Origin of the sequence: Chelativorans sp. YIM 93263, assembly GCF_028767125.1 — a bacterium.
GTDB lineage: Bacteria > Pseudomonadota > Alphaproteobacteria > Rhizobiales > Rhizobiaceae > Chelativorans.
Genome location: NZ_JAKCWP010000003.1, coordinates 152,044 through 174,117, shown reverse-complemented (window position 1 = coordinate 174,117; position 22,074 = coordinate 152,044). Strand labels below are relative to the sequence as shown.

Genomic DNA, 22,074 nt, shown 5'->3' with positions numbered 1-22,074 from the left:
GTCACCCCGATGGGGTTGATATCGGGGTGACCCGTCGCCACCTAGAGGGCAGTTGGTGGCGAGGGTTTCATTCCCCAGGATCGGTGTTGCAAGGCAAGCCCTTCCGGGGCGGGACGCCGCCCCTAGACGGTAACAACTGCGGTCGGCTTTTTCGCGGCCGCGGCTTGAAAGGCTGAAAAATGACTGAAGTCACAAAAACATCCGGTGAAACGCTTTTTCCGGTGCTGCCCTTGCGGGACATCGTGGTCTTTCCCCACATGATTGTGCCGCTCTTCGTCGGGCGTGAAAAGTCGATCAAGGCTCTGGAAGAGGTGATGGGCGCCGAGAAGCAGGTTCTGCTGGCGACCCAGATGAATGCGGCCGACGACGATCCCGACCCAAGCGGGATCTACGATGTCGGCACGCTGGCTAACGTTTTGCAACTCCTCAAGCTCCCGGACGGCACCGTGAAGGTGCTGGTCGAGGGCGCTTCGCGCGCGCGTCTTGCCGGCTTCACCGAGCGTGAAGATTACCACGAGGCGCGGGCAGAGATTCTGCATGATCCGGAAGAGGATCAGGTTGAGATAGAGGCGCTGGCGCGATCCGTCGTCGGCGACTTCGAGAACTACGTAAAGCTCAACAAGAAGATTTCGCCCGAGGTCGTGAACGCAACCAGCCAAATCGAGGATTATTCGAAGCTGGCCGACACGGTAGCCTCGCATCTGGCCACCAAGATTCCCGAGAAGCAGGAAATGCTGGCCACGCTCTCTGTGCGTGAGCGCCTGGAAAAGGCCATGGGGTTCATGGAGGCCGAGATCTCCGTGCTGCAGGTGGAAAAGCGCATCCGCTCCCGCGTCAAGCGGCAGATGGAGAAGACTCAGCGCGAGTACTATCTCAACGAGCAGATGAAGGCGATCCAGAAGGAGCTGGGCGAGGGCGAGGACGGCCGCAACGAGAACGCCGAACTCGAGGAGCGCATCAAGAAGACGAAGCTCTCGAAGGAAGCGCGCGAGAAGGCGGAAGCTGAATTCAAGAAGCTCCAGACGATGTCACCCATGTCGGCCGAGGCCACGGTGGTGCGCAATTACCTGGACTGGCTTCTGTCCATTCCGTGGAAGAAGAACAGCCGGGTGCGCCATGACATCGGTCATGCTCAGGAGGTGCTGGATATCGATCACTTCGGCCTGGAAAAGGTCAAGGAGCGCATCGTCGAGTACCTGGCCGTGCAGAGCCGGCAGAAGAAGTTGAAGGGGCCGATTTTGTGCCTTGTCGGCCCTCCCGGTGTCGGTAAGACCTCGCTCGGCAAGTCGATCGCCCGCGCTACGGGCCGTGAGTTCGTGCGCATGGCGCTTGGCGGCGTACGCGACGAGGCCGAGATCCGCGGCCACCGCCGCACCTATATCGGCTCGATGCCCGGCAAGGTCATCCAGTCGATGAAGAAGGCCAAGAAGTCCAATCCGCTCTTCCTGCTCGATGAGATCGACAAAATGGGCATGGACTTCCGTGGTGACCCGTCTTCGGCCCTTCTCGAGGTGCTCGATCCGGAGCAGAATTCGACCTTCATGGACCACTACCTTGAGGTCGAATACGACCTGTCGAGCGTGATGTTCGTGACCACGGCGAATACGTTGAACATTCCGCCGGCCCTGATGGACCGGATGGAGATCATCCGGATCGCCGGTTACACCGAAGATGAGAAGGTCGAGATCGCAAAGCGGCACCTCCTTCCCAAGGCAGTGCGTGAGCACGCCCTGAAGGAAGAGGAGTTCTCCGTCACCGACGAAGCGCTGCAGTTGGTCATCCGCACCTATACGCGGGAAGCCGGCGTGCGTAACCTTGAGCGCGAGCTGATGAAACTGGCGCGCAAGGCGGTCACGGAGATTGTCAAAACCGGCACCAAGAGTGTCGAGGTTACCAAGGACAACCTGCCCGACTATCTCGGTGTCCAGCGCTTCCGCTTCGGCGAGGCCGAGGGTGAGGACCAGATCGGTGTTACGACCGGGCTGGCGTGGACCGAAGTTGGCGGTGAGTTGCTCACTGTCGAAGGTGTCATGATGCCCGGCAAGGGCAAGATGACCGTGACCGGTAACCTGCGGGATGTGATGAAGGAGTCGATTTCCGCCGCGGCATCCTATGTCCGCTCGCGGGCCGTCGATTTCGGAATCGAGCCGCCAGTCTTCGACAAGAAGGACATCCACGTGCACGTGCCGGAAGGTGCGACACCTAAGGATGGTCCGTCGGCTGGTATCGCCATGGTCACGTCGATCGTCTCGGTGATGACGGGAATCCCGGTGCGCAAGGAGGTCGCCATGACCGGCGAAGTTACCCTGCGCGGACGGGTTCTGCCCATCGGCGGCTTGAAGGAGAAGCTTCTGGCCGCACTTCGCGGAGGCATCAAGAAGGTGCTGATTCCGGAAGAGAATGCCAAGGATCTGGCGGATATTCCGGAGAACGTGAAGAACGCCCTGGAAATCGTGCCGGTCAGCCGCGTCGGCGAGGTGCTGCAGTACGCTCTGGTGCGCCAGCCAGAGCCGATAGAATGGGTCGAGCCGGTCACGGCGCCGACCGCCGTGGATGTCTCTGACGAAGCGGCGAACCAGACCGTCGCCCACTGATAGGCGCATAAATACCGATTGAATGGGGTCGGCCCTCCGGGGCCGGCCCTTTTTGTATGAAGAATGGCCAAAAACCCGCGTTTTTCCCCGGTTTCAGCGCATTTCATACTTGGTCAGCTATTTACTTCTTCATACACTGCCGACCTTGCCGGTTGAGTCGCTCTTCCGGCCACACACAGGAAGGGGTTATTCATTTATGAACAAGAATGAGCTAGTTTCCGCCGTTGCTGAGAAGGCCAGCCTTTCCAAGGGTGACGCTCAGTCGGCTGTCGATGCGCTTTTTGCGACGATCACCGACGAACTCAAAAAGGGGGGCGACGTGCGGCTGATCGGCTTCGGCAATTTCAGCGTTTCGCGGCGCGAGGCGTCGACGGGCCGCAACCCGCAGACGGGGGCAGAGGTTCAGATCCCGGCACGCAACGTGCCGAAGTTCTCTGCCGGCAAGGGGCTGAAAGACGCGATCAACTGATCTCTCGTCCAATGAACCGAATTGAAAAGGCCGGGAAAGCTTCCTGGCCTTTTCTTCGTTAAGACGAATTTGCGCGCGCTGGCCATTGCTGTTGCGCAAGACAACGCATCGGCATGTCGAAAATTTTATCTGTTGAGAGAAGAATGGCGCGAGTGACGGGGCTCGAACCCGCGACCTCCGGCGTGACAGGCCGGCACTCTAACCAGCTGAGCTACACCCGCGCTTGATGTCGTCGTTTCGACATCGTGGCGGTCACTTAGGCGGTTCCAGCCAAGCTGTCAAGCAGGCATGGAGGCTTTGTCGCCCAAGAATCCACACCGGAGCGAGATATGTGTTTCCGGGGTTATTTCTTCTTGCGCAGAAAGCGTGAACCGCCTAAACGGACGGGCTGAAACGCAATGGCAAAAAGCCATTCGGAGGGCGATTAGCTCAGCTGGTAGAGCGCTTCGTTTACACCGAAGATGTCGGGAGTTCGAGTCTCTCATCGCCCACCATTTCTTCGCCGGTCGTGATCGTCTTGTTAGAGGTTCGGCTGGCAGGCATTTCCCCATCCGTCGATCTTGCTCCTCCAATCCGCCATATTGCGCTGAAATGATGTTTCATCCTAGGAGACCTGAAAAGGTGGATGCTGGGACGTAGCTATCGAAGTTTAGGTCCAGCGTTGGCGTCTGTAAAACCGGTGACGAGCGCTTGCGGTGGCTATCGGGAGGCATTATGCGTGTAACAAACTGTCAGCGATGTAAGTGAGACCTGATGACTGAACCCTTGCCCGAGTCTGATAACGAGATCAGTCTTTTGGATATTGCGGCGGCAATTGCTCAGTTCTGGGTATTGCTGTTGGTCGTCCCGGTTCTCGTCGGCGCCGCCGCTTTTGTCGGGCTGCAATTTTTCCAAAGTGATCGTTATGAATCCAGCGCGATTCTCCAGATTTCGGCGGGTGAAGCCGCCCTGCTGCAGAGTGCTAGAGTGATCGATCCGGCCATCAGAGAATCGGGGTGGCTTCAAAGGTTCGACGGGCGCTTGACGGAAGCGCGCGGTGCGCTCTCCAGGAACATGACCGTCGAAAAGATGAATGAGGTCGATTACTATCGGGTCAGCATCGTTGACCGTTCTCCGGACGCAGCCAATCGTTTGCTAAATGGGCTTGTGGAGGCGCTCATCGCGAGTTCCGTGCCGCGCGGAAATGCGCGAGCAGCGCTTGAGAACAGACTTCAGACGCTTGAGCGCACCCAATCCGAACTGAGCGCCAGCCTGAACCGTGTCAACGAGTACTATGAAAACGCAACGGATGGCGGCTCAGGTGGCACGGTGGTGTTCACGAGCGAGATCGGAAGCTCGCTGGTTGCCTTGATCAACGATATCGCAAGCAATGAGCGGGAGATCTTTACCACCCGGATGGCGCTGGCAGGCTCCGTCTCCGAATCGGATATCATACAAGAACCCACGCTGGCCGATGCACCGATGGCAAACCGTGCGCGAATGATTGCGCTCTTGGCGGCAATGGCGGCTGGCTTCCTGACACTCGTCGGCGTGCTGATTTACTCAGGATTGCGTAACGCGAGCCGGAACCCGCAGGACTCGGAAAAAATTGAGCGGATCAGAAACGCTTTCCGCTTCCGCAAGATTCCTGAACCACAGAAGACTTCCTGACGATACGGCACCGCGTGGGGCGTCGCGTACGGAACTGGGAGCCATGAAGCCGGCACGACGGCGTTGATCCTGTCATAGTGTTTTATACCTCGATTTTCGCGTCGCCTGCAGCCATCAGCCTCGATCCCAGGTCGCCCGCCGGGCAGATATCGACCGCTCCTAGTCCCAGCCACTGTGCCATTTTTCTCAATTCTTGCAGCAATTCGGTGGCGGTCTCCGGCGGGGCTTCGGGCTCGGCATGAGCCGACTGAACACGCAAAACACCATTCTGGCGGTCCGCCTTGAGGTCGACGCGCGCAACCAGTTGTTCCCCGAGCAGGAAGGGGAAAACATAGTAGCCATAGATACGCTTCTCCGCCGGCGTGTAGATCTCGATGCGATAGTAGAAATCGAACAGCCGTTCAGTGCGTGAGCGCTCCCAAATCAGTGGGTCGAAAGGAGCGAGCAGAGCGCGCGCCTCGACCTTCCGGGGCAGCTTCGCGTCACGATGCATATAGGCCTGTTGTGTCCAACCCTTGACGGTGACGGGAAGGAGCGTCCCGGCCTCGATCAGTTCCTCGATGCGGGGACGGCAATCCTCCGGGGACAGGCGGAAATAGTCGCGCAAGTCGCTTGCCGTAGCCACTCCCAAAGCCCGGGCTGCTTTTTCCACAAGTGCCCGCTGCGCATCCTCCGGCGTTGGGGTCGGCGTGGACAGAACCGCCTCCGGAAGTACGCGTTCAGGCAGATCGTAAAGGCGCTCGAAACTTGGTCGGCGCGAATGGGTGGTGATCTGCCCGGCCCAGAACAGCCACTCCAGCGCGCGTTTGGCATCACTCCACTCCCACCATCCAGAAGTACCCTTATGGCCGTCAATGTCGGCGGCGGCCAGCGGCCCGTGACTGGCCACCTCGGCCAAAACCGTTTTGATGAAATCACGCCGCTCCTGTCCGAATCGTGCAAGCCCGCCATAGATCCCCTTGCCCTCGGCCGCCCGTTCCATGCGCCAGCGAAGGAGAGGTTGTGTTTCCACGGGTAGCAGCGAGGCCTCATGCGCCCAATATTCGAAAAGAGCCCGCGGCTTGCGCGCGGATGCCCTGTCCAGAGTTTTGCAAGGGTAGGGGCCGAGTCTGGAGAAAAGCGGCATGTAGTGCGCGCGAACGGCGACATTCACCGAGTCGATCTGAAATAGGTTTATGTGATCAAGGACCCGGGCTATATGCCGTCTTTCCACAACACCGGCCGGTGGTCGTCGGGTGAAGCCCTGCGCGGCAAGGACGATTCGCCGCACCTGCTTGCGTGTCAGTCGCTCATTCGCCATCAACATGTCCTTCTTCGATTTTGCGGTCGGAAATTACAGGCTGAGACGCGGGCAAACCACCCGAATGCGCTCGTGACGGCGCAGACTCCTGACAGTTTCTTCCGAACAAGAACCTACGGTCTTAAATCAACGCCCTCTTGATCTTACATGAGGGTCGGTACCCTACGGGGGAGGCGGTTTATGGTCGCGAGACCGGGGCATAATCGACAAGGTTTGACTTGCGTCCCCTGACTGCCTGCGCTAACCCTCGCCGCGTCGCAACATGGGCTTGCCGCGCTGCGGGGGCGAGCGTATCACAAATCGCAACGCGCCCAGTACGGAGCCTCGCATCAGCGGGCAACGGAAAGTCGAGCAATGAACGATCTTTTGAGTTCATATCTTCCTATCATCATCTTCCTCGGCGTGGCCCTAGGGTTGTGTCTGGTGCTGGTGATCGCGCCCTTCGTGGTCGCTTACCGCAATCCGGATCCGGAGAAGCTGTCAGCATACGAATGCGGGTTCAACGCATTCGACGATGCCCGGATGAAGTTCGATGTACGCTTTTATCTGGTGGCCATCCTTTTCATCATCTTCGATCTTGAGGTGGCCTTTCTCTTCCCTTGGGCAGTCTCTTTCGGAGAAATCGGCTGGCTGGGCTTCTGGTCGATGATGATCTTCCTGGGCGTGCTAACGATCGGCTTCATCTATGAATGGAAGAAGGGAGCGCTGGAATGGGATTGAATAATACCCTGGTTGCGCCCAAACCTCGCGGCATTGTGGACCCCAAGACGGGCAATCCCGTGGGGGAGAACGATCCGTTTTTCAATTCGATCAGCGATGAGTTGACGGATAAGGGATTCCTCGTCACATCGTCCGATGCACTGATCACATGGGCGCGCACCGGCTCGCTCATGTTCATGACGTTCGGGCTTGCCTGTTGCGCGGTGGAGATGATGCAGACCTCCATGCCGCGGTATGATAGTGAGCGTTTCGGCGTTGCGCCGCGCGCCTCGCCGCGTCAGTCGGACATCATGATCGTTGCCGGCACGCTCACCAATAAGATGGCGCCGGCGCTCCGCAAGGTCTACGACCAGATGCCGGAGCCCCGTTACGTCATCTCCATGGGCTCCTGCGCCAATGGCGGCGGTTATTATCACTATTCCTACTCGGTGGTGCGCGGCTGCGACCGCATCGTGCCCGTTGACATCTATGTGCCCGGCTGTCCGCCGACCGCCGAGGCATTGCTCTACGGCATTCTTCTTCTGCAGAAGAAGATTCGCCGGACCGGCACCATCGAGCGCTAGGGGTGGGGTATGAGTGAAGCGCTGAAGGATCTTGCAGCCTACATTACGGAAAAGCTCGACGCGCAGATTCAAGACGCGATGGTTGCGTACGGCGAACTGACGCTGTTCGTGGAATCTGGCGACATCATCGACGTTCTGAACTTCCTGAAGAACGACGTTCAATGCCAGTTCTTCGCGTTCATCGACATTTCGGGCGTCGACTACCCCGCGCGCGACAAGCGTTTCGAGGTCGTCTATCACCTGCTCTCCCCGCGCCAGAACCAGCGTGTCCGCGTCAAGCTTTCGACGGATGAGGACACGCCCGTGCCCTCGGTCGTGGAGGTCTTCCCGGCGGCCGATTGGTACGAACGCGAGATCTATGATTTGTACGGCGTGCTTTTTACCGAGCATCCGGATCTGCGGCGTATTCTGACGGACTATGGGTTCGAAGGTCATCCGCTCAGGAAGGACTTCCCGCTGACGGGCTTTGTCGAGGTGCGTTACGACGACGAGTCGAAGCGGGTTATCTACGAGCCGGTAAATCTGCGCCAGGAGTTCAGAAATTTCGACTTCCTCTCGCCCTGGGAAGGCACGGACTATGTGCTGCCCGGGGACGAAAAGGCCAAGCAGTGATCAGGAAGGTGTCACGTGCCTGAGACTTCCGTCCGCAACTTCAACATCAATTTCGGCCCGCAGCATCCGGCCGCGCACGGCGTTTTGCGCCTTGTGCTCGAGCTCGATGGCGAGGTCGTCGAGCGTGTTGATCCACACATCGGCCTGCTTCACCGCGGGACGGAAAAGCTGATCGAGCACAAGACGTATTTGCAGGCGATTCCTTATTTCGACCGGCTCGACTATGTCGCGCCGATGAATCAGGAGCACGCTTTTGCGCTGGCGGTTGAGAAGCTGCTCGATCTCGATGTGCCGATCCGTGGGCAACTCATTCGCGTGCTCTATTCCGAGATCAGCCGCATTCTGAACCATCTCCTGAACGTGACCACACAGGCCATGGACGTCGGCGCGCTCACGCCACCGCTCTGGGGCTTCGAGGAACGCGAGAAGCTGATGGTCTTCTACGAGCGGGCTTCCGGTTCCCGAATGCACGCGGCCTATTTCCGCCCCGGCGGCGTTCATCAGGACTTGCCTGAGAAACTGGTGGAAGACATCGGCAAGTGGATCGATCCGTTCCATAAGACGCTGAACGATCTTGACGAGCTTCTGACGGAAAACCGGATCTTCAAGCAGCGCAATGTCGATATTGCTAAGGTTTCACTGGAGGATGCCTGGGCTTGGGGCTTTTCCGGGGTGATGGTGCGTGGCTCGGGCGCGGCCTGGGACTTGCGCAAGAGTCAGCCGTATGAATGCTACCCGGAAATGGATTTCGACATTCCGATCGGCAAGAACGGCGACAATTACGACCGTTATCTCCTTCGCATGGAGGAGATGCGTCAGTCCGCAAAGATTATGCGCCAATGCGTGGAACGTCTTCTTGGCAAGGAGCGCGTCGGGCCTGTTTCCAATGAGGACGGCAAGGTCGTGCCACCAAAGCGCGGTGCCATGAAGCGCTCGATGGAAGCGCTCATTCACCACTTCAAGCTTTATACAGAGGGCTATCACGTGCCGGCCGGCGAGGTTTATGCTGCCGTCGAGGCGCCCAAGGGCGAGTTCGGCGTCTATCTCATCTCCGATGGTACGAACATGCCATACCGCTGCAAGCTCCGTGCGCCGGGCTTTGCTCATCTACAGGCTATGGATTTCCTGTGCCGCGGGCATCTTCTGGCCGACGTTGCCGCCGTGCTCGGCTCCCTCGATATCGTGTTTGGTGAGGTAGACAGATAATGTCAGTTCGCCGTCTCGCAGACGAAGCTATCCAGCCCTCGGGCTTTGCCTTCACCAGGGAGAACAAGGCCTGGGCAAAGGAGACGATCAAGAAGTATCCGAAAGGGCGCCAGTATTCGGCTGTCATCCCGCTTCTCATGCGGGCGCAGGATCAGGACGGCTGGGTGACGCGGGCGGCCGTCGAGCACGTTGCTGAGATGCTGGACATGCCGCTGATTCGCGTGCTCGAGGTTGCCACCTTCTATACGCAGTTCCAGCTTGAGCCGGTGGGAACCAAGGCACACGTACAGGTCTGCGGCACCACGCCCTGCATGCTGCGTGGGGCAGGGGACCTGATCGATGTGTGCAAGAAGAAGATCGGCCCGGAGCCATTCAAGACGAATGGCGCAGGCACGCTGTCCTGGGAAGAAGTGGAGTGCCAGGGCGCTTGTGTTAACGCACCGATGGTGATGATCTTCAAGGATACCTACGAGGATCTGACTCCTGAACGCCTGGAAGAGATCATCGATGCATTCGAGGCGGATAAGGGCGACAGCATCGAGCCTGGACCGCAGGTCGACCGCTACACTTCGGCGCCGGCCTCTGGATTCACCACGCTCACCGATGAAAACGCGATCCTGAAACAGCCGCAGAGCGCTCAGTCCGCGGGTGATGAGACGGCGGGAACGATGATTCCCCCCTCCCGTGCCGGCAAGCCGAAAACGGGAGCTATGGAGACGAGCAAAGCGGTCAAATCGCCTTCGCCGGTTAAAGCATCCGGCGCTGACGAGAAAAGCGCCAGCGCCGAAGCGCCGAAGGAAAACGATACCCAGGCGGATCGGCCTGCCGAAGAGACAGAGCAGACCGAGCGCACACGCACGCACAGCGACCGGCCGAAATCCGAAGAGCCGGAGCTGCGGTCGCCGCAATTGAAGAAAGCGAAGGCCAGCAAGGAAACGCAGCCTGGTCCCGAGACGCCGGTCGAAAGTGAGAGGCCGGCTGCGAAATCACGACGCGGCACGCAGAAGAAGCCGCGCTGAGGAGATAGAGATGCTTCAGGACAAGGATCGCATCTTCACGAACATCTATGGCCGCTTCGACCGTTCATTGAAGGGCGCGATGGCGCGCGGCCACTGGGACGGCACGAAAGGTCTCCTGGAGAAGGGGCGGGATTGGATACTCAACGAGATGAAGGCCTCCGGCCTGCGTGGGCGCGGCGGTGCGGGCTTCCCGACCGGCCTGAAATGGTCCTTCATGCCGAAGGAGCCAGGCGACCGGCCGCACTATCTCGTCGTTAACGCTGATGAATCGGAGCCGGGCACCTGTAAGGATCGCGACATCATGCGTCACGATCCGCACACGCTGCTAGAAGGTTGTCTCGTCGCGGGCTTCGCTATGGGCGCGCATGCGGCCTACATCTACATACGCGGCGAGTTCGTCCGCGAGCGCGAGGCGCTGCAGGCCGCGATCGACGAATGCTACGAGGCAGGCCTGATCGGCAAAGACAACAAGAATGGCTGGGATTTCGAAATTATTCTCCACCACGGCGCCGGCGCCTATATCTGCGGTGAGGAAACGGCCCTGTTGGAGAGCTTGGAAGGCAAGAAGGGACAGCCGCGCCTGAAGCCACCGTTCCCCGCCAATGTCGGCCTTTACGGCTGTCCGACGACAGTCAACAACGTGGAATCGATCGCAGTCGCTCCCACGATCCTGCGCCGCGGTGCATCCTGGTTCACATCTTTCGGTCGCGAGAACAATGCGGGGACGAAGCTCTTCTGCATTTCCGGGCACGTGGAGAACCCGTGCACGGTGGAAGAGGAGATGTCGATCCCCTTCCGCGAGCTCATCGAACGCCATTGTGGCGGCATTCGCGGCGGTTGGGACAATCTCCTGGCCGTCATCCCCGGTGGTTCCTCGGTGCCGTTGGTGCCGGCCGATCAGATCATCGATGCGCCGATGGATTTTGATTCGCTCCGGGATTTAAAGTCGGGTCTCGGTACTGCCGCAGTGATCGTGATGGACAAATCCACAGACATCGTGAAGGCGATTGCGCGCCTGTCCTACTTCTACAAGCACGAAAGCTGCGGCCAGTGCACGCCATGCCGCGAGGGCACAGGCTGGATGTGGCGTGTGATGGAGCGCTTGGTGCGCGGCGAGGCACACAAGCATGAGATCGATATGCTGCTTGACGTGACGAAGCAGGTGGAAGGCCACACGATCTGCGCCTTGGGCGATGCGGCCGCCTGGCCGATCCAGGGACTGGTCCGGCATTTCCGCCCGGAGATCGAGCGGCGCATCGACGAATTTACTCTCAACGCCCATCGCGCGGAGCCCGCGCTGGTGGCGGCTGAGTAGGGAAGAAAACGGTTTTTGCTCGTGTGAGCAGATAGTTAGCGGACGGCGATAATGGCAAAGTTGAAAGTCGACGGCACGGAGATCGAGGTTCCCGATCACTACACGCTGCTGCAGGCTGCCGAGGAGGCGGGAGCGGAGATTCCGCGCTTCTGCTTCCATGAGCGCCTCTCCGTTGCCGGCAATTGTCGCATGTGCTTGGTGGAGGTGAAGGGCGGGCCGCCCAAGCCGGCCGCCTCCTGTGCCATGGGCGTGCGTGATCTGCGTCCCGGTCCCGAAGGCGAGCCGCCGGAGATCTTCACGAAGACCCCGATGGTGAAGAAGGCGCGCGAAGGCGTGATGGAGTTCCTGCTGATCAATCATCCGCTCGACTGCCCGATCTGCGATCAGGGCGGCGAGTGCGACTTGCAGGACCAGGCGATGGCTTACGGCGTCGATTCCTCGCGCTATCACGAGAACAAGCGCGCCGTAGAGGACAAGTATATCGGCCCGTTGGTCAAGACGATCATGACGCGCTGCATTCACTGCACGCGCTGTGTGCGTTTCTCAACCGAGGTCGGCGGCGTTTCCGAGCTCGGCGCTACCGGGCGCGGCGAGGACATGGAGATCACGACCTATCTGGAAGAGGCGATGACCTCCGAGCTCCAGGGCAATGTCATCGATCTTTGCCCTGTTGGCGCTCTGACGTCCAAGCCCTATGCCTTCCAGGCGCGCCCGTGGGAGCTTTCCAAGACGCAGTCCATCGACGTCATGGACGCCGTGGGCTCGGCCATCCGCGTCGATGCGCGCGGCCGTGAGGTCATGCGCATCCTGCCCCGCGTCAACGAGGCAGTGAACGAGGAGTGGATTTCGGACAAGACCCGCTTCGTCTGGGACGGGCTGCGCACGCAGCGCCTCGACCGGCCCTATGTGCGCAAGGGAAAGCGCCTCCAGCCGGCGAGCTGGCCGGAAGCGTTCGAGGCCATCAAGAAGAAGCTTGCAAAAACAGCGCCGGAGAAGATCGGCGCGATTGCTGGTGATCTCGCGGGCGTCGAGGAAATGTATGCGCTCAAGGGCCTGATGCAGTCGCTCGGCTCCCCGAACATCGACTGCCGGCAGGACGGGACGGCGCTCGACCCCGCTCTCGGACGCGCAAGCTACCTTTTTAATCCCACGATCGAGGGCATCGAGGAAGCCGATGCGCTGATCATCGTCGGCGCCAATCCGCGCTTTGAAGCGTCTGTGCTCAACGCGCGCATTCGCAAGCGCTGGCGCATGGGCGAGTTTCCCATCGGAGTCATCGGCGAGCCTACCGATCTGCGTTATGATTACCAGCACCTGGGCGCCGGCCCCGAAACGCTTGCCGAACTGGCTGGCGGCAAGGGCAAGTTCGTCTCCGTGCTGAAGAAGGCAAAGCGTCCGATGATCATCGTGGGGCAGGGGGCGCTGGCCCGGCCCGACGGCCGTGCCGTGATCGGGCAGGCAGCGAAGCTCGCCACTGCCGTGGGTGCGGTTTCGGATGAATGGAACGGTTTCGCCGTCCTGCACACGGCTGCGGCGCGCGTGGGCGGCCTGGATATCGGCTTTGTACCAGGCGAGGGCGGAAAGGATGTCGCCGGCATGATGGGCGCGATGGATGTGCTCTTCCTGCTCGGAGCCGATGAAGTCGACATGAACGCAATCGGCGACGCCTTCACCGTTTATATCGGGACCCACGGCGATGCCGGCGCGCACCGCGCCGACGTCATCCTACCCGCGGCCGCCTATACGGAAAAGTCCGCGACCTATGTGAATACGGAAGGGCGTGTCCAGATGACCTCCCGTGCCGGCTTTGCGCCCGGCGACGCGAAGGAGGACTGGGCGATCCTGCGTGCCCTTTCTGACGTCCTTGGTCACAAGCTTCCTTTCGACTCGCTTGCAGCACTGCGTGCAAAGCTTTATGCGGAACATTCGCACCTGGCGGCGGTGGACTCCGTTGAGCCCGGCAATCCGGCTGATGTGTCGGGACTGGCCAAGCTGGAAGGCGTGCTCGACAAGGCGGTTTTCGCTTCGCCCGTTGGGGATTTCTACCTGACCAACCCAATCGCGCGGGCCTCTGCCATTATGGCCGAATGCTCAGCGCTAGCATGCGGCGAACTGAAACAGGCGGCGGAATAGAGACGGAACCATGGAATCATTTATCAATATCTATGTGCTTCCTGGGCTCTTGGTCGTCCTCCAGTCGGCCCTGTTGATCGTCATACTGCTGATCAGCGTGGCGTTCCTGCTCTATGCCGACCGCAAGGTCTGGGCAGCCGTTCAACTGCGTCGCGGCCCGAATGTCGTCGGCCCCTGGGGGCTGTTGCAGCCTTTTGCCGATCTTTTGAAGTTCGTGTTCAAGGAGCCGGTCATCCCCTCCGGCGCGAACAAGGGGGTTTTCCTTATAGCCCCGGTTGTGGCGGCCGTTCTGGCGATTGCCGCCTGGGCGGTCATTCCGGTCAATGAAGGGTGGGCGATCGCCAACATCAATGTCGGCATTCTCTATGTTTTCGCCATTGCTTCTCTCGAGGTCTATGGCGTCATCATGGCCGGCTGGGCGTCCAACTCGAAATATCCGTTCCTCGGCGCCTTGCGCTCGGCGGCACAGATGGTTTCGTACGAGGTCTCCATCGGCTTCGTTATCGTCACGGTTCTGCTGGCAGTCGGCTCGCTCAACCTGACCGATATCGTGCTGTCGCAGCAGACCGGTATTGGCACGATGGTGGGCCTGCCCAACAGTTTCCTCGATTGGCACTGGCTGGCGCTGTTCCCCATGTTCATCGTCTTCTTCATCTCCGCGCTCGCGGAGACGAACCGCCCGCCTTTCGATCTCGTCGAGGCCGAGTCGGAGCTCGTGGCTGGCCACATGATCGAGTATTCCTCGACGCCGTTCCTTCTCTTCTTCCTCGGTGAGTATGTGGCGATCGTTCTGATGTGCGCGCTGTCCACCGTCCTTTTTCTGGGAGGATGGCTGCCGCCCTTCGATTTCGCACCGTTTACCTGGGTGCCGGGCGTTATCTGGTTTGCGCTGAAACTCGTGGCGATGTTCTTCATGTTCGCGCTGGTGAAGGCGTTCGTGCCACGCTACCGCTACGATCAACTCATGCGTCTTGGCTGGAAGGTTTTCCTTCCGATTTCGCTCTTCATGGTCGTGGCGACGGCGGCGTTCCTGAAATTCACAGGTCTGGTGTGATCATGCCGTTGACGCGCTCGACCATTTTTGCCGGAGAATGACCATGTCAGTTCTCGCACAAGCTGCGAAATCCTTGCTCCTCAGGGAATTCGTCGGTGCCGTTGTCCTCTCGATGCGGCAGTTTTTCGCGCCGAAGGCGACGCTGAACTATCCGCACGAAAAAGGGCCGATCGGCCCCCGTTTCCGTGGTGAACACGCGCTGCGCCGTTATCCTAATGGTGAGGAGCGCTGCATCGCATGCAAGCTCTGCGAGGCGATCTGTCCGGCGCAGGCGATTACCATCGAGGCCGGGCCGCGCCGCAACGACGGCACGCGCCGTACCGTGCGGTACGACATCGACATGGTGAAGTGCATCTATTGCGGTTTCTGCCAGGAGGCCTGTCCGGTCGATGCCATCGTCGAGGGGCCGAATTTCGAGTTTGCGACGGAAACGCGCGAGGAGCTCTACTATGACAAGGAGAAGCTCCTGGCAAATGGTGACCGCTGGGAGCGGGAGCTTGCCCGTAATATCGCTTTGGATGCGCCGTATCGATAATCCGGCGGGAGTGGACGAGGGCGGGTCGCTCGTTTAAGACGCCCGCAAACAACAATGCTGCCGGCGGCAGTCAACAACAATCGGGACACCTGTTCCGGGCGTGGGAAAGTACCGAGGGAATCGATGCTGACAGGACTTGGGGCGATATTCTTCTACCTGTTCGCCTTTGTTACGGTCGCGGCGGCCTTTATGGTCATTTCCGCGCGCAATCCCGTTCATTCGGTGCTTTACCTGATCGTTACCTTCTTCAATTCGGCCGCGCTGTTTCTTCTGACCGGTGCCGAGTTCCTCGCGATGATCATGCTGATCGTTTATGTCGGCGCTGTGGCGGTGCTCTTCCTGTTCGTGGTCATGATGCTGGATGTGGATTTCGTTGAGCTGAAGCGCGGCGCGCTGCAATATGCGCCCATTGGCGCTACTGTCGGCATCATCCTGGCAGTTGAATTGGTGGTTGTGCTCGGCGGCTACGTCTTCTCGCCCGAGGTTGCGGCGGACATTGCCCAGCCCATACCCGCCGACAGGCATAACACCGCGGCTCTCGGCGATATTCTCTATACGCAATACATTTTCTTCTTTCAGATTGCGGGCCTCATTCTCCTGGTCGCGATGGTCGGCGCCATTGTGCTGACGCTGCGCCACAAGGAGGGTATCAAGCGCCAGAACATCTCCGAACAGGTGGCACGCACGCCGGCCACGGCTATCGAGGTCCGCAAGGTCGAAACGGGCGAGGGGATCTAACGATGGAAGTCGGCATCGCGCACTATCTGACCGTCTCGGCGATTTTGTTCACGCTGGGCGTCTTTGGTATCTTTCTCAACCGAAAAAACGTCATCATCATCCTGATGTCGGTCGAGCTGATTCTGCTCGCGGTGAACCTTAATTTCATCGCCTTCTCGGCAGTTCTGGGGGATCTCGTCGGCCAGGTTTTCGCGCTCTTCGTGCTCACCGTTGCTGCGGCCGAAGCCGCAATTGGCCTTGCCATCTTGGTGGTCTTCTTCCGAAACCGCGGCTCTATCGCGGTGGAAGACATCAACATGATGAAGGGCTAGAGGGGAACCTTCATGTATCAAGCGATCGTATTTCTTCCGCTTGTCGGCTTCCTGATTGCTGGGCTCTTCGGGCGTGCCATCGGCGCGAAAGGGGCGGAGTTCATCACGTCCGGCCTGCTCGTGATTGCGGCCGTTTTGTCCTGGATCGCATTCTTCTCGGTCGGGCTCGGCGGTGGCGAGACCTTCACCATTCCCGTGCTGCACTTCATCTCCTCGGGCGCGTTGGACGTCTCTTGGGCGCTCCGGATCGATACATTGACCGTGGTCATGCTGGTGGTCGTCAACTCGGTCTCGGCGCTGGTGCACATCTATTCCATCGGATACATGCACCACGACCCGCACCGTCCGCGCTTCTTCGCCTATCTGTCGCTGTTCACCTTCGCCATGCTCATGCTGGTGACGTCGGACAACCTCGTTCAGATGTTCTTCGGCTGGGAAGGCGTTGGTCTGGCTTCCTATTTGCTGATCGGCTTCTGGTACAAGAAGCCGTCGGCCAATGCCGCGGCCATGAAGGCCTTCATCGTAAACCGTGTCGGAGACTTCGGCTTTGCGCTCGGCATCTTCGGCCTGTTCGTACTGTTCGGTTCGGTCAATCTCGACACCATCTTCGCCAATACGGCCAATTTCATGCCGGGCGAGGGCAGCGAAGCTGCCCAACCGGCGCTGACGTTTCTCGGGTTCGCGCTCGACAATCATGCGGCACTGACAGTGGTCTGCCTGCTTCTGTTCCTGGGGGCGATGGGTAAATCGGCACAAGTGCCGCTGCACACCTGGCTACCGGATGCCATGGAAGGTCCGACACCGGTTTCGGCGCTCATCCACGCCGCGACCATGGTGACGGCGGGCGTGTTCATGGTGGCGCGGCTGTCGCCGATTTTCGAGCTGTCCTCGACGGCGCTGGTGGTCGTGACGGCGGTCGGCGCCTTCACCGCATTCTTCGCCGCTACAGTCGGGCTCGTGCAGAACGATATTAAGCGCGTCATCGCCTACTCGACCTGCTCACAGCTCGGCTACATGTTCGTCGCGCTGGGCACGGGATTTTATAGCGCGGCCATCTTCCATCTTTTCACACACGCATTTTTCAAGGCGCTGCTCTTCCTGGGGGCCGGCTCGGTCATTCATGCCGTCTCCGACGAGCAGGACATGCGTAAGATGGGCGGGCTACGCACGCATATCCCCAAGACCTACTGGATGATGATCATCGGCACACTGGCCCTGACGGGCGTGGGCATTCCGGGTACGATCCTCGGCACGGCCGGTTTCTTCTCCAAGGATGCGATCATCGAAGGCTCGTTTATGGCACACAATGCCGTGGCGCCGATTGCCTTTACACTGCTCGTCGTGGCGGCGATCTTCACGAGCTTCTATTCGTGGCGGCTCATCTTCTTGACCTTTCATGGCAAGCCGCGGGCTTCCGCCGATGTCATGCATCATGTGCATGAATCGCCGATGGTCATGCTCGTGCCGCTCTTCCTGCTGGCAGCCGGCTCGATCTTCGCGGGCGTGGTGTTCCATGAATACTTCGTCGGCCACGACTATGATCAGTTCTGGAAGGGGGCGCTCTTCACGCTACCCGGCAACGAGATCCTAGAAGAATTCCATCATGTGCCGCTTTGGGTGGCGTTTTCGCCCTTCGTGGCCATGCTGCTTGGCCTAGCAGTTGCCTGGCACTTCTACATCCGTTCGCCGGAAACGCCTAAGCGGCTCGCGGGGCAGCATCGCGGACTGTATGCCTTCCTCCTCAACAAGTGGTATTTCGACGAGGTCTACGACTTCCTCTTCGTAAATCCGGCTAAGCGCCTTGGCCACTTTCTGTGGAAGAAGGGTGACGGCTGGTTCATCGACGGCTTCGGCCCGGACGGCATTTCCGCTCGCGTGGTCGACGTGACGAACCGCGTCGTCCGGATGCAGACCGGCTATCTCTACCATTACGCCTTTGCGATGCTGATCGGCATCGCAGCCCTTGTGACCTGGATGATGCTCGGGAGCTCGTTCTGAACCATGACCGATTGGCCAATCCTTTCCACGGTCACCTTTCTGCCGCTTGTCGGTGCGTTGCTCATCCTGCTCATTCGGGATGACGGAGATATCGCGCGCCGCAACATCCGCAACGTCGCACTACTGACGACCGTATTCACGTTCATCCTGTCGCTCTTCATCTGGATCGGCTTCGACAATTCCTTGCCGGGTTTCCAGATGGTGGAGCAGCGGGATTGGCTGGATTCCGGAATTACCTATTACATGGGCGTCGACGGCATTTCGGTGCTGTTCGTCATTTTGACGACATTCCTGATGCCGTTTTGTATCCTCGCGAGCTGGGAAGCGATCCAGAACCGCGTTAAGGAATACATGATCGCGTTCCTCATCCTGGAAACGCTGATGATCGGCGTTTTCTGCGCGCTCGACATCGTTCTGTTTTACGTGTTCTTTGAGGCGGGCCTGATTCCGATGTTCATCATCATCGGTGTCTGGGGCGGAAAGCGGCGCGTCTACGCCAGCTTCAAGTTCTTCCTCTACACGCTGTTGGGCTCCGTTCTCATGCTGCTGGCCATGATGGCCATGTACTGGCAGGCCGGTACGACAGAGATCCCCACCTTGCTCACGCACGTCTTCCCCGTGCAGATGCAGTTCTGGTTATGGGCGGCCTTCTTCGCCTCTTTCGCCGTGAAAATGCCCATGTGGCCCGTGCACACCTGGCTGCCGGATGCCCACGTGGAGGCTCCCACCGCTGGTTCGGTCATCCTTGCCGGCATCCTGCTGAAAATGGGCGGCTATGGTTTCCTGCGTTTCTCGCTGCCCATGTTCCCGGTTGCCTCCATGGAGTTGGCCCCCTTCATTTTTGTCCTGTCGGTCATCGCCGTTGTGTACACATCGCTGGTGGCCCTGATGCAGGAGGACATGAAAAAGCTCATCGCCTATTCATCCGTGGCGCATATGGGCTTTGTCACCATGGGGATATTCACGCTTAACCAGCAGGGACTTCAGGGCGCGATTTTTCTGATGATCTCGCACGGGCTGGTTTCGGCCGCACTGTTCCTCTGCGTTGGCGTGATCTATGACCGCATGCACACGCGCGATATCGCCGCCTATGGCGGTCTCGTGAATAATATGCCGAAATACGCTGTCGCCCTGATGGTTTTCACCATGGCCAATGTGGGCTTGCCGGGGACGAGCGCTTTCGTTGGTGAGTTTCTGACCCTGCTCGCCGCATTCCAGGTCAATACCTGGGTGGCCCTTTTCGCCACGACGGGGATCATCCTGTCGGCGGCCTATGCGTTGTGGCTCTATCGCAGGGTGATATTCGGTTCCCTCACCAAGGAAAGTTTGAAGGGCCTTCAGGACCTCACCTTGCGCGAGAAGACAATTCTTTATCCGCTCGTCGCCCTGGTTATCTTCTTCGGTGTCTATCCGGCTCCGCTGCTGGATGCGACGGCGACCTCGGTCGATGCCCTGCTCAACCAGATAAGTGTTTCCACCGATGTGGCGCAGGCCGGCGTGGCGGCCAATTAAACTGGGACATCACGCATGACGTTTGATCTGACCTCGAGCCTGATCCTCGCCCTCCCTGAACTGGTGATGGCGATAGGCGCCATGGCGCTCCTTATGGTAGGCGTTTTCTCCGGTGACCGGGCGAACACCACGGTCACTGGTCTGTCGGTGGCGCTGTTTCTCGCCGTTATCGCATGGGTGGTGATTTTCCCGACGGAGGGTGCGGCGTTTGGCAGCGCTTTCATCAGCGATCCGTTCTCACGCTTCATGAAGCTTCTGACCCTGATCGGCGCTGTGGTCACGCTCGTCATGTCCGTTGGTTTCGCCAAGGCCGAACGGTTCGACAAATTTGAGTATCCCGTGCTCATCATGCTCTCCACGCTCGGCATGATGTTGATGGTGTCGGCCAACGACATGATCACTGTCTATCTGGCACTTGAGTTGCAGTCGCTCGCCCTCTATGTGGTCGCCGCGATCAACCGCGAAAGTATCCGTGCGACTGAGGCGGGCCTGAAGTATTTCGTTCTGGGCGCGCTCTCCTCGGGTATGCTGCTCTACGGTATATCCCTCGTCTATGGCTTTACCGGCAACACGGGGTTCGATGCGATTGCGGCGGCGCTGTCCGGCGAAGAGCGGCAGCTCGGCTTGATTTTCGGCCTTGTCTTCGTGCTGGCTGGGCTCGCCTTCAAGCTTTCAGCCGTGCCCTTCCACATGTGGACTCCGGATGTCTATGAGGGCGCGCCGACGCCGGTGACCGCCTTTTTCGCGGCGGCGCCGAAGATGGCGGCCATGGCGCTGCTCGTGCGCATAACAGTCGGCGCATTCGAACCAATTGCGTTCGACTGGCAGCAGGTGGTGGTGTTCATCGCGATCGCCTCGATGTTGCTCGGTTCCTTCGCCGCTATCGGCCAACGCAATATAAAGCGGCTGATGGCCTATTCCTCTATCGGCCATATCGGTTTTGCGATGGTCGGGCTGGCGGCGAATTCGCAGGAAGGTGTGCGCGGCGTTATCATCTACATGCTGATCTATCTGGCCATGACGCTGGGCACCTTCGCCTTCATCCTGGCCATGCGGCGTAACGATACCAATGTCGAGCAGATCGATGATCTGGCGGGGCTGTCCGCCACCAATCCTATGATGGCGACGATCATGACCATCCTCATGTTCTCGCTGGCCGGAATTCCGCCGCTCGCCGGGTTTTGGGCTAAATGGTACGTATTCCTCGCCGCCATCGACGCCCAGCTCTATGCACTTGCGGTTATCGGTGTCTTGGCATCGGTTGTCGCAGCCTACTACTATCTGCGCGTTATCAAGGTCATGTGGTTCGACGAGTCGGTCGGCGGCTTTCAGCCGATGGCAGGGGAACTGCGCTTTGTTCTCTCCCTGTCAGGTGCGTTCGTTCTGTTCTACGTCTTCTTCGGCGGTCCTGTCAGTCGCCTTGCGAATGCCGCAGCCATGACCTTCTTTTGAGCAAAGGCGTGGTTTCGGCCATGTTTGCCCTTGCGCCTCATGCATCCGCCGCCGGTTATCGGCTGGAGGCGCATGAGAGTGTCGGTTCCACAAATGCGATGGCTCTTGAAAGGGCGCGCGCGGGCGATCCTGGAAAGCTTTGGATCGCAGCCTCGCAGCAGACTGGTGGGCGGGGCCGGAGAGGGCGGCCATGGGCCACGCCGCCGGGTAACCTGGCTGCCACCTTGTTGGTTGTGGGCGAGCTTGAGGCGTCGGCTGCGGCCACACTCGGCTTTGTTGCGGGCCTGTCGTTGGGCGATGCACTGTCAGCCATTGTGCCGGACGGAAAGGTGGCGATGGGGGTGGATAGTGCGAGTGCTGGACGTGATCGCTTTGAGTTGAAGTGGCCAAATGATGTTCTGGCGGACGGCTCCAAGCTGGCCGGTATCCTCCTGGAATCGTCCGTGCTCGACGAAGGACGCTTCGCGCTGGCGATAGGAATAGGCGTGAACGTTACCAGCCATCCGGAAGATGTGCCTTATCCCGCAACTTCGCTTGCGCGTCTCGGGGCGGGCGTAAGTGCTGCAGAGCTTTTCCTTGCGCTCTCGGACGCATGGGTGGACAACATCCGCCTGTGGAACGGCGGTCACGGATTGGCTGCAATCCGAGAGCGATGGCTTGCTCGCGCGGCCGGTCTCGGTAGTGAGGTTTCACTTCGGATAGATGGCCGTGTCGTTCGCGGAGTCTTTGAAACAATCGACGAATCGTGCCGGTTTGTAATTCGTGAGAATGATGGTTCGCGTCTACGGATCGCAGCCGGTGATGTGCATTTCGGTGCAGTGGCGTCCGCTCGCGCGTGACCGCCAATGGAAGGAGAAAGCGTGTCCGACAAAGCGGAACTGGTTTTTTGCCCG

19 protein-coding genes and 2 tRNA genes are annotated in these 22,074 nt (G+C 59.5%); 19 read left to right on the top strand and 2 right to left on the bottom strand.

The window, feature by feature from the left end:
• The first annotated feature begins 179 nt into the window (after window positions 1–179).
• Window positions 180–2,594, top strand: coding sequence for an endopeptidase La (gene lon / locus LY631_RS07870; protein ID WP_274424662.1), 2,415 nt, complete (start codon window positions 180–182; stop codon window positions 2,592–2,594).
• Between the two features lie 196 nt (window positions 2,595–2,790).
• Window positions 2,791–3,063 (top strand): DNA-binding protein HupB, encoded by a 273-nt coding sequence (hupB, locus tag LY631_RS07865; protein ID WP_274424661.1) that lies wholly within the window; start codon window positions 2,791–2,793, stop codon window positions 3,061–3,063.
• A gap of 144 nt (window positions 3,064–3,207) precedes the next feature.
• Here hupB and LY631_RS07860 read toward each other — a convergent pair.
• Window positions 3,208–3,284: transfer RNA gene (locus tag LY631_RS07860), tRNA-Asp, on the bottom strand.
• Between the two features lie 197 nt (window positions 3,285–3,481).
• Here LY631_RS07860 and LY631_RS07855 point away from each other — a divergent pair.
• A tRNA-Val gene (locus tag LY631_RS07855) sits at window positions 3,482–3,557 on the top strand.
• A 259-nt stretch (window positions 3,558–3,816) separates the two neighbouring features.
• Window positions 3,817–4,713 carry a Wzz/FepE/Etk N-terminal domain-containing protein gene (locus LY631_RS07850; RefSeq protein ID WP_274424660.1) on the top strand — a complete coding sequence of 299 codons (897 nt, stop codon included), beginning with the start codon at window positions 3,817–3,819 and terminating at the stop codon, window positions 4,711–4,713.
• Window positions 4,714–4,795: 82 nt separating this feature from the next.
• Here the strand turns inward: LY631_RS07850 and LY631_RS07845 are convergent, their stop codons facing one another.
• Window positions 4,796–6,013 carry a winged helix-turn-helix domain-containing protein gene (locus LY631_RS07845; protein ID WP_274424659.1) on the bottom strand — a complete coding sequence of 406 codons (1,218 nt, stop codon included), beginning with the start codon at window positions 6,011–6,013 and terminating at the stop codon, window positions 4,796–4,798.
• Between the two features lie 354 nt (window positions 6,014–6,367).
• Here LY631_RS07845 and LY631_RS07840 point away from each other — a divergent pair, with 354 nt between their 5' ends.
• From LY631_RS07840 to LY631_RS07770, 15 genes are all read left to right on the top strand, one after another.
• Complete coding sequence (locus LY631_RS07840) at window positions 6,368–6,733, top strand: NADH-quinone oxidoreductase subunit A (RefSeq protein ID WP_274424657.1); 366 nt, start codon at window positions 6,368–6,370, stop codon at window positions 6,731–6,733.
• Entirely contained in the window at window positions 6,724–7,296 is a 573-nt protein-coding gene (locus LY631_RS07835; RefSeq protein ID WP_274424655.1) for a NuoB/complex I 20 kDa subunit family protein, read from the top strand. The genes LY631_RS07840 and LY631_RS07835 overlap by 10 nt, the downstream gene beginning before the upstream one ends.
• A 9-nt stretch (window positions 7,297–7,305) precedes the next feature.
• Window positions 7,306–7,908, top strand: a complete 603-nt coding sequence (locus tag LY631_RS07830) for an NADH-quinone oxidoreductase subunit C (protein ID WP_274424654.1) — start codon at window positions 7,306–7,308, stop codon at window positions 7,906–7,908.
• Between the two features lie 15 nt (window positions 7,909–7,923).
• On the top strand, window positions 7,924–9,114 hold the full coding sequence (locus LY631_RS07825) for an NADH-quinone oxidoreductase subunit D (RefSeq protein ID WP_274424653.1): 1,191 nt from the start codon (window positions 7,924–7,926) through the stop codon (window positions 9,112–9,114).
• A complete protein-coding gene (gene nuoE, locus LY631_RS07820; protein ID WP_274424651.1) occupies window positions 9,114–10,133 on the top strand; it encodes an NADH-quinone oxidoreductase subunit NuoE in 1,020 nt (339 codons plus the stop codon). Before LY631_RS07825 ends, nuoE begins: the two co-directional genes overlap by 1 nt.
• A 10-nt stretch (window positions 10,134–10,143) precedes the next feature.
• On the top strand, window positions 10,144–11,448 hold the full coding sequence (gene nuoF / locus LY631_RS07815; protein ID WP_274424649.1) for an NADH-quinone oxidoreductase subunit NuoF: 1,305 nt from the start codon (window positions 10,144–10,146) through the stop codon (window positions 11,446–11,448).
• Between the two features lie 51 nt (window positions 11,449–11,499).
• The gene (gene nuoG, locus LY631_RS07810; RefSeq protein WP_274424648.1) at window positions 11,500–13,581 is read left to right on the top strand and encodes an NADH-quinone oxidoreductase subunit NuoG; all 2,082 of its coding nucleotides are present in this window, start codon (window positions 11,500–11,502) and stop codon (window positions 13,579–13,581) included.
• Between the two features lie 10 nt (window positions 13,582–13,591).
• Window positions 13,592–14,635 (top strand): NADH-quinone oxidoreductase subunit NuoH, encoded by a 1,044-nt coding sequence (gene nuoH / locus LY631_RS07805; RefSeq protein WP_274424647.1) that lies wholly within the window; start codon window positions 13,592–13,594, stop codon window positions 14,633–14,635.
• A 43-nt stretch (window positions 14,636–14,678) separates the two neighbouring features.
• Window positions 14,679–15,170, top strand: a complete 492-nt coding sequence (gene nuoI, locus LY631_RS07800) for an NADH-quinone oxidoreductase subunit NuoI (protein ID WP_274424646.1) — start codon at window positions 14,679–14,681, stop codon at window positions 15,168–15,170.
• A gap of 123 nt (window positions 15,171–15,293) precedes the next feature.
• Complete coding sequence (locus LY631_RS07795) at window positions 15,294–15,908, top strand: NADH-quinone oxidoreductase subunit J (RefSeq protein WP_274424645.1); 615 nt, start codon at window positions 15,294–15,296, stop codon at window positions 15,906–15,908.
• 2 nt (window positions 15,909–15,910) lie between these two features.
• Window positions 15,911–16,219, top strand: a complete 309-nt coding sequence (gene nuoK / locus LY631_RS07790; RefSeq protein WP_159586338.1) for an NADH-quinone oxidoreductase subunit NuoK — start codon at window positions 15,911–15,913, stop codon at window positions 16,217–16,219.
• A gap of 12 nt (window positions 16,220–16,231) precedes the next feature.
• Entirely contained in the window at window positions 16,232–18,217 is a 1,986-nt protein-coding gene (gene nuoL, locus LY631_RS07785; RefSeq protein WP_274424644.1) for an NADH-quinone oxidoreductase subunit L, read from the top strand.
• A gap of 3 nt (window positions 18,218–18,220) precedes the next feature.
• On the top strand, window positions 18,221–19,729 hold the full coding sequence (locus LY631_RS07780; RefSeq protein WP_274424643.1) for an NADH-quinone oxidoreductase subunit M: 1,509 nt from the start codon (window positions 18,221–18,223) through the stop codon (window positions 19,727–19,729).
• A 15-nt stretch (window positions 19,730–19,744) separates the two neighbouring features.
• Window positions 19,745–21,181, top strand: coding sequence for an NADH-quinone oxidoreductase subunit NuoN (gene nuoN / locus LY631_RS07775; protein ID WP_274424642.1), 1,437 nt, complete (start codon window positions 19,745–19,747; stop codon window positions 21,179–21,181).
• A 20-nt stretch (window positions 21,182–21,201) separates the two neighbouring features.
• A complete protein-coding gene (locus LY631_RS07770) occupies window positions 21,202–22,020 on the top strand; it encodes a biotin--[acetyl-CoA-carboxylase] ligase (RefSeq protein ID WP_274424641.1) in 819 nt (272 codons plus the stop codon).
• Window positions 22,021–22,074 lie beyond the last annotated feature (54 nt).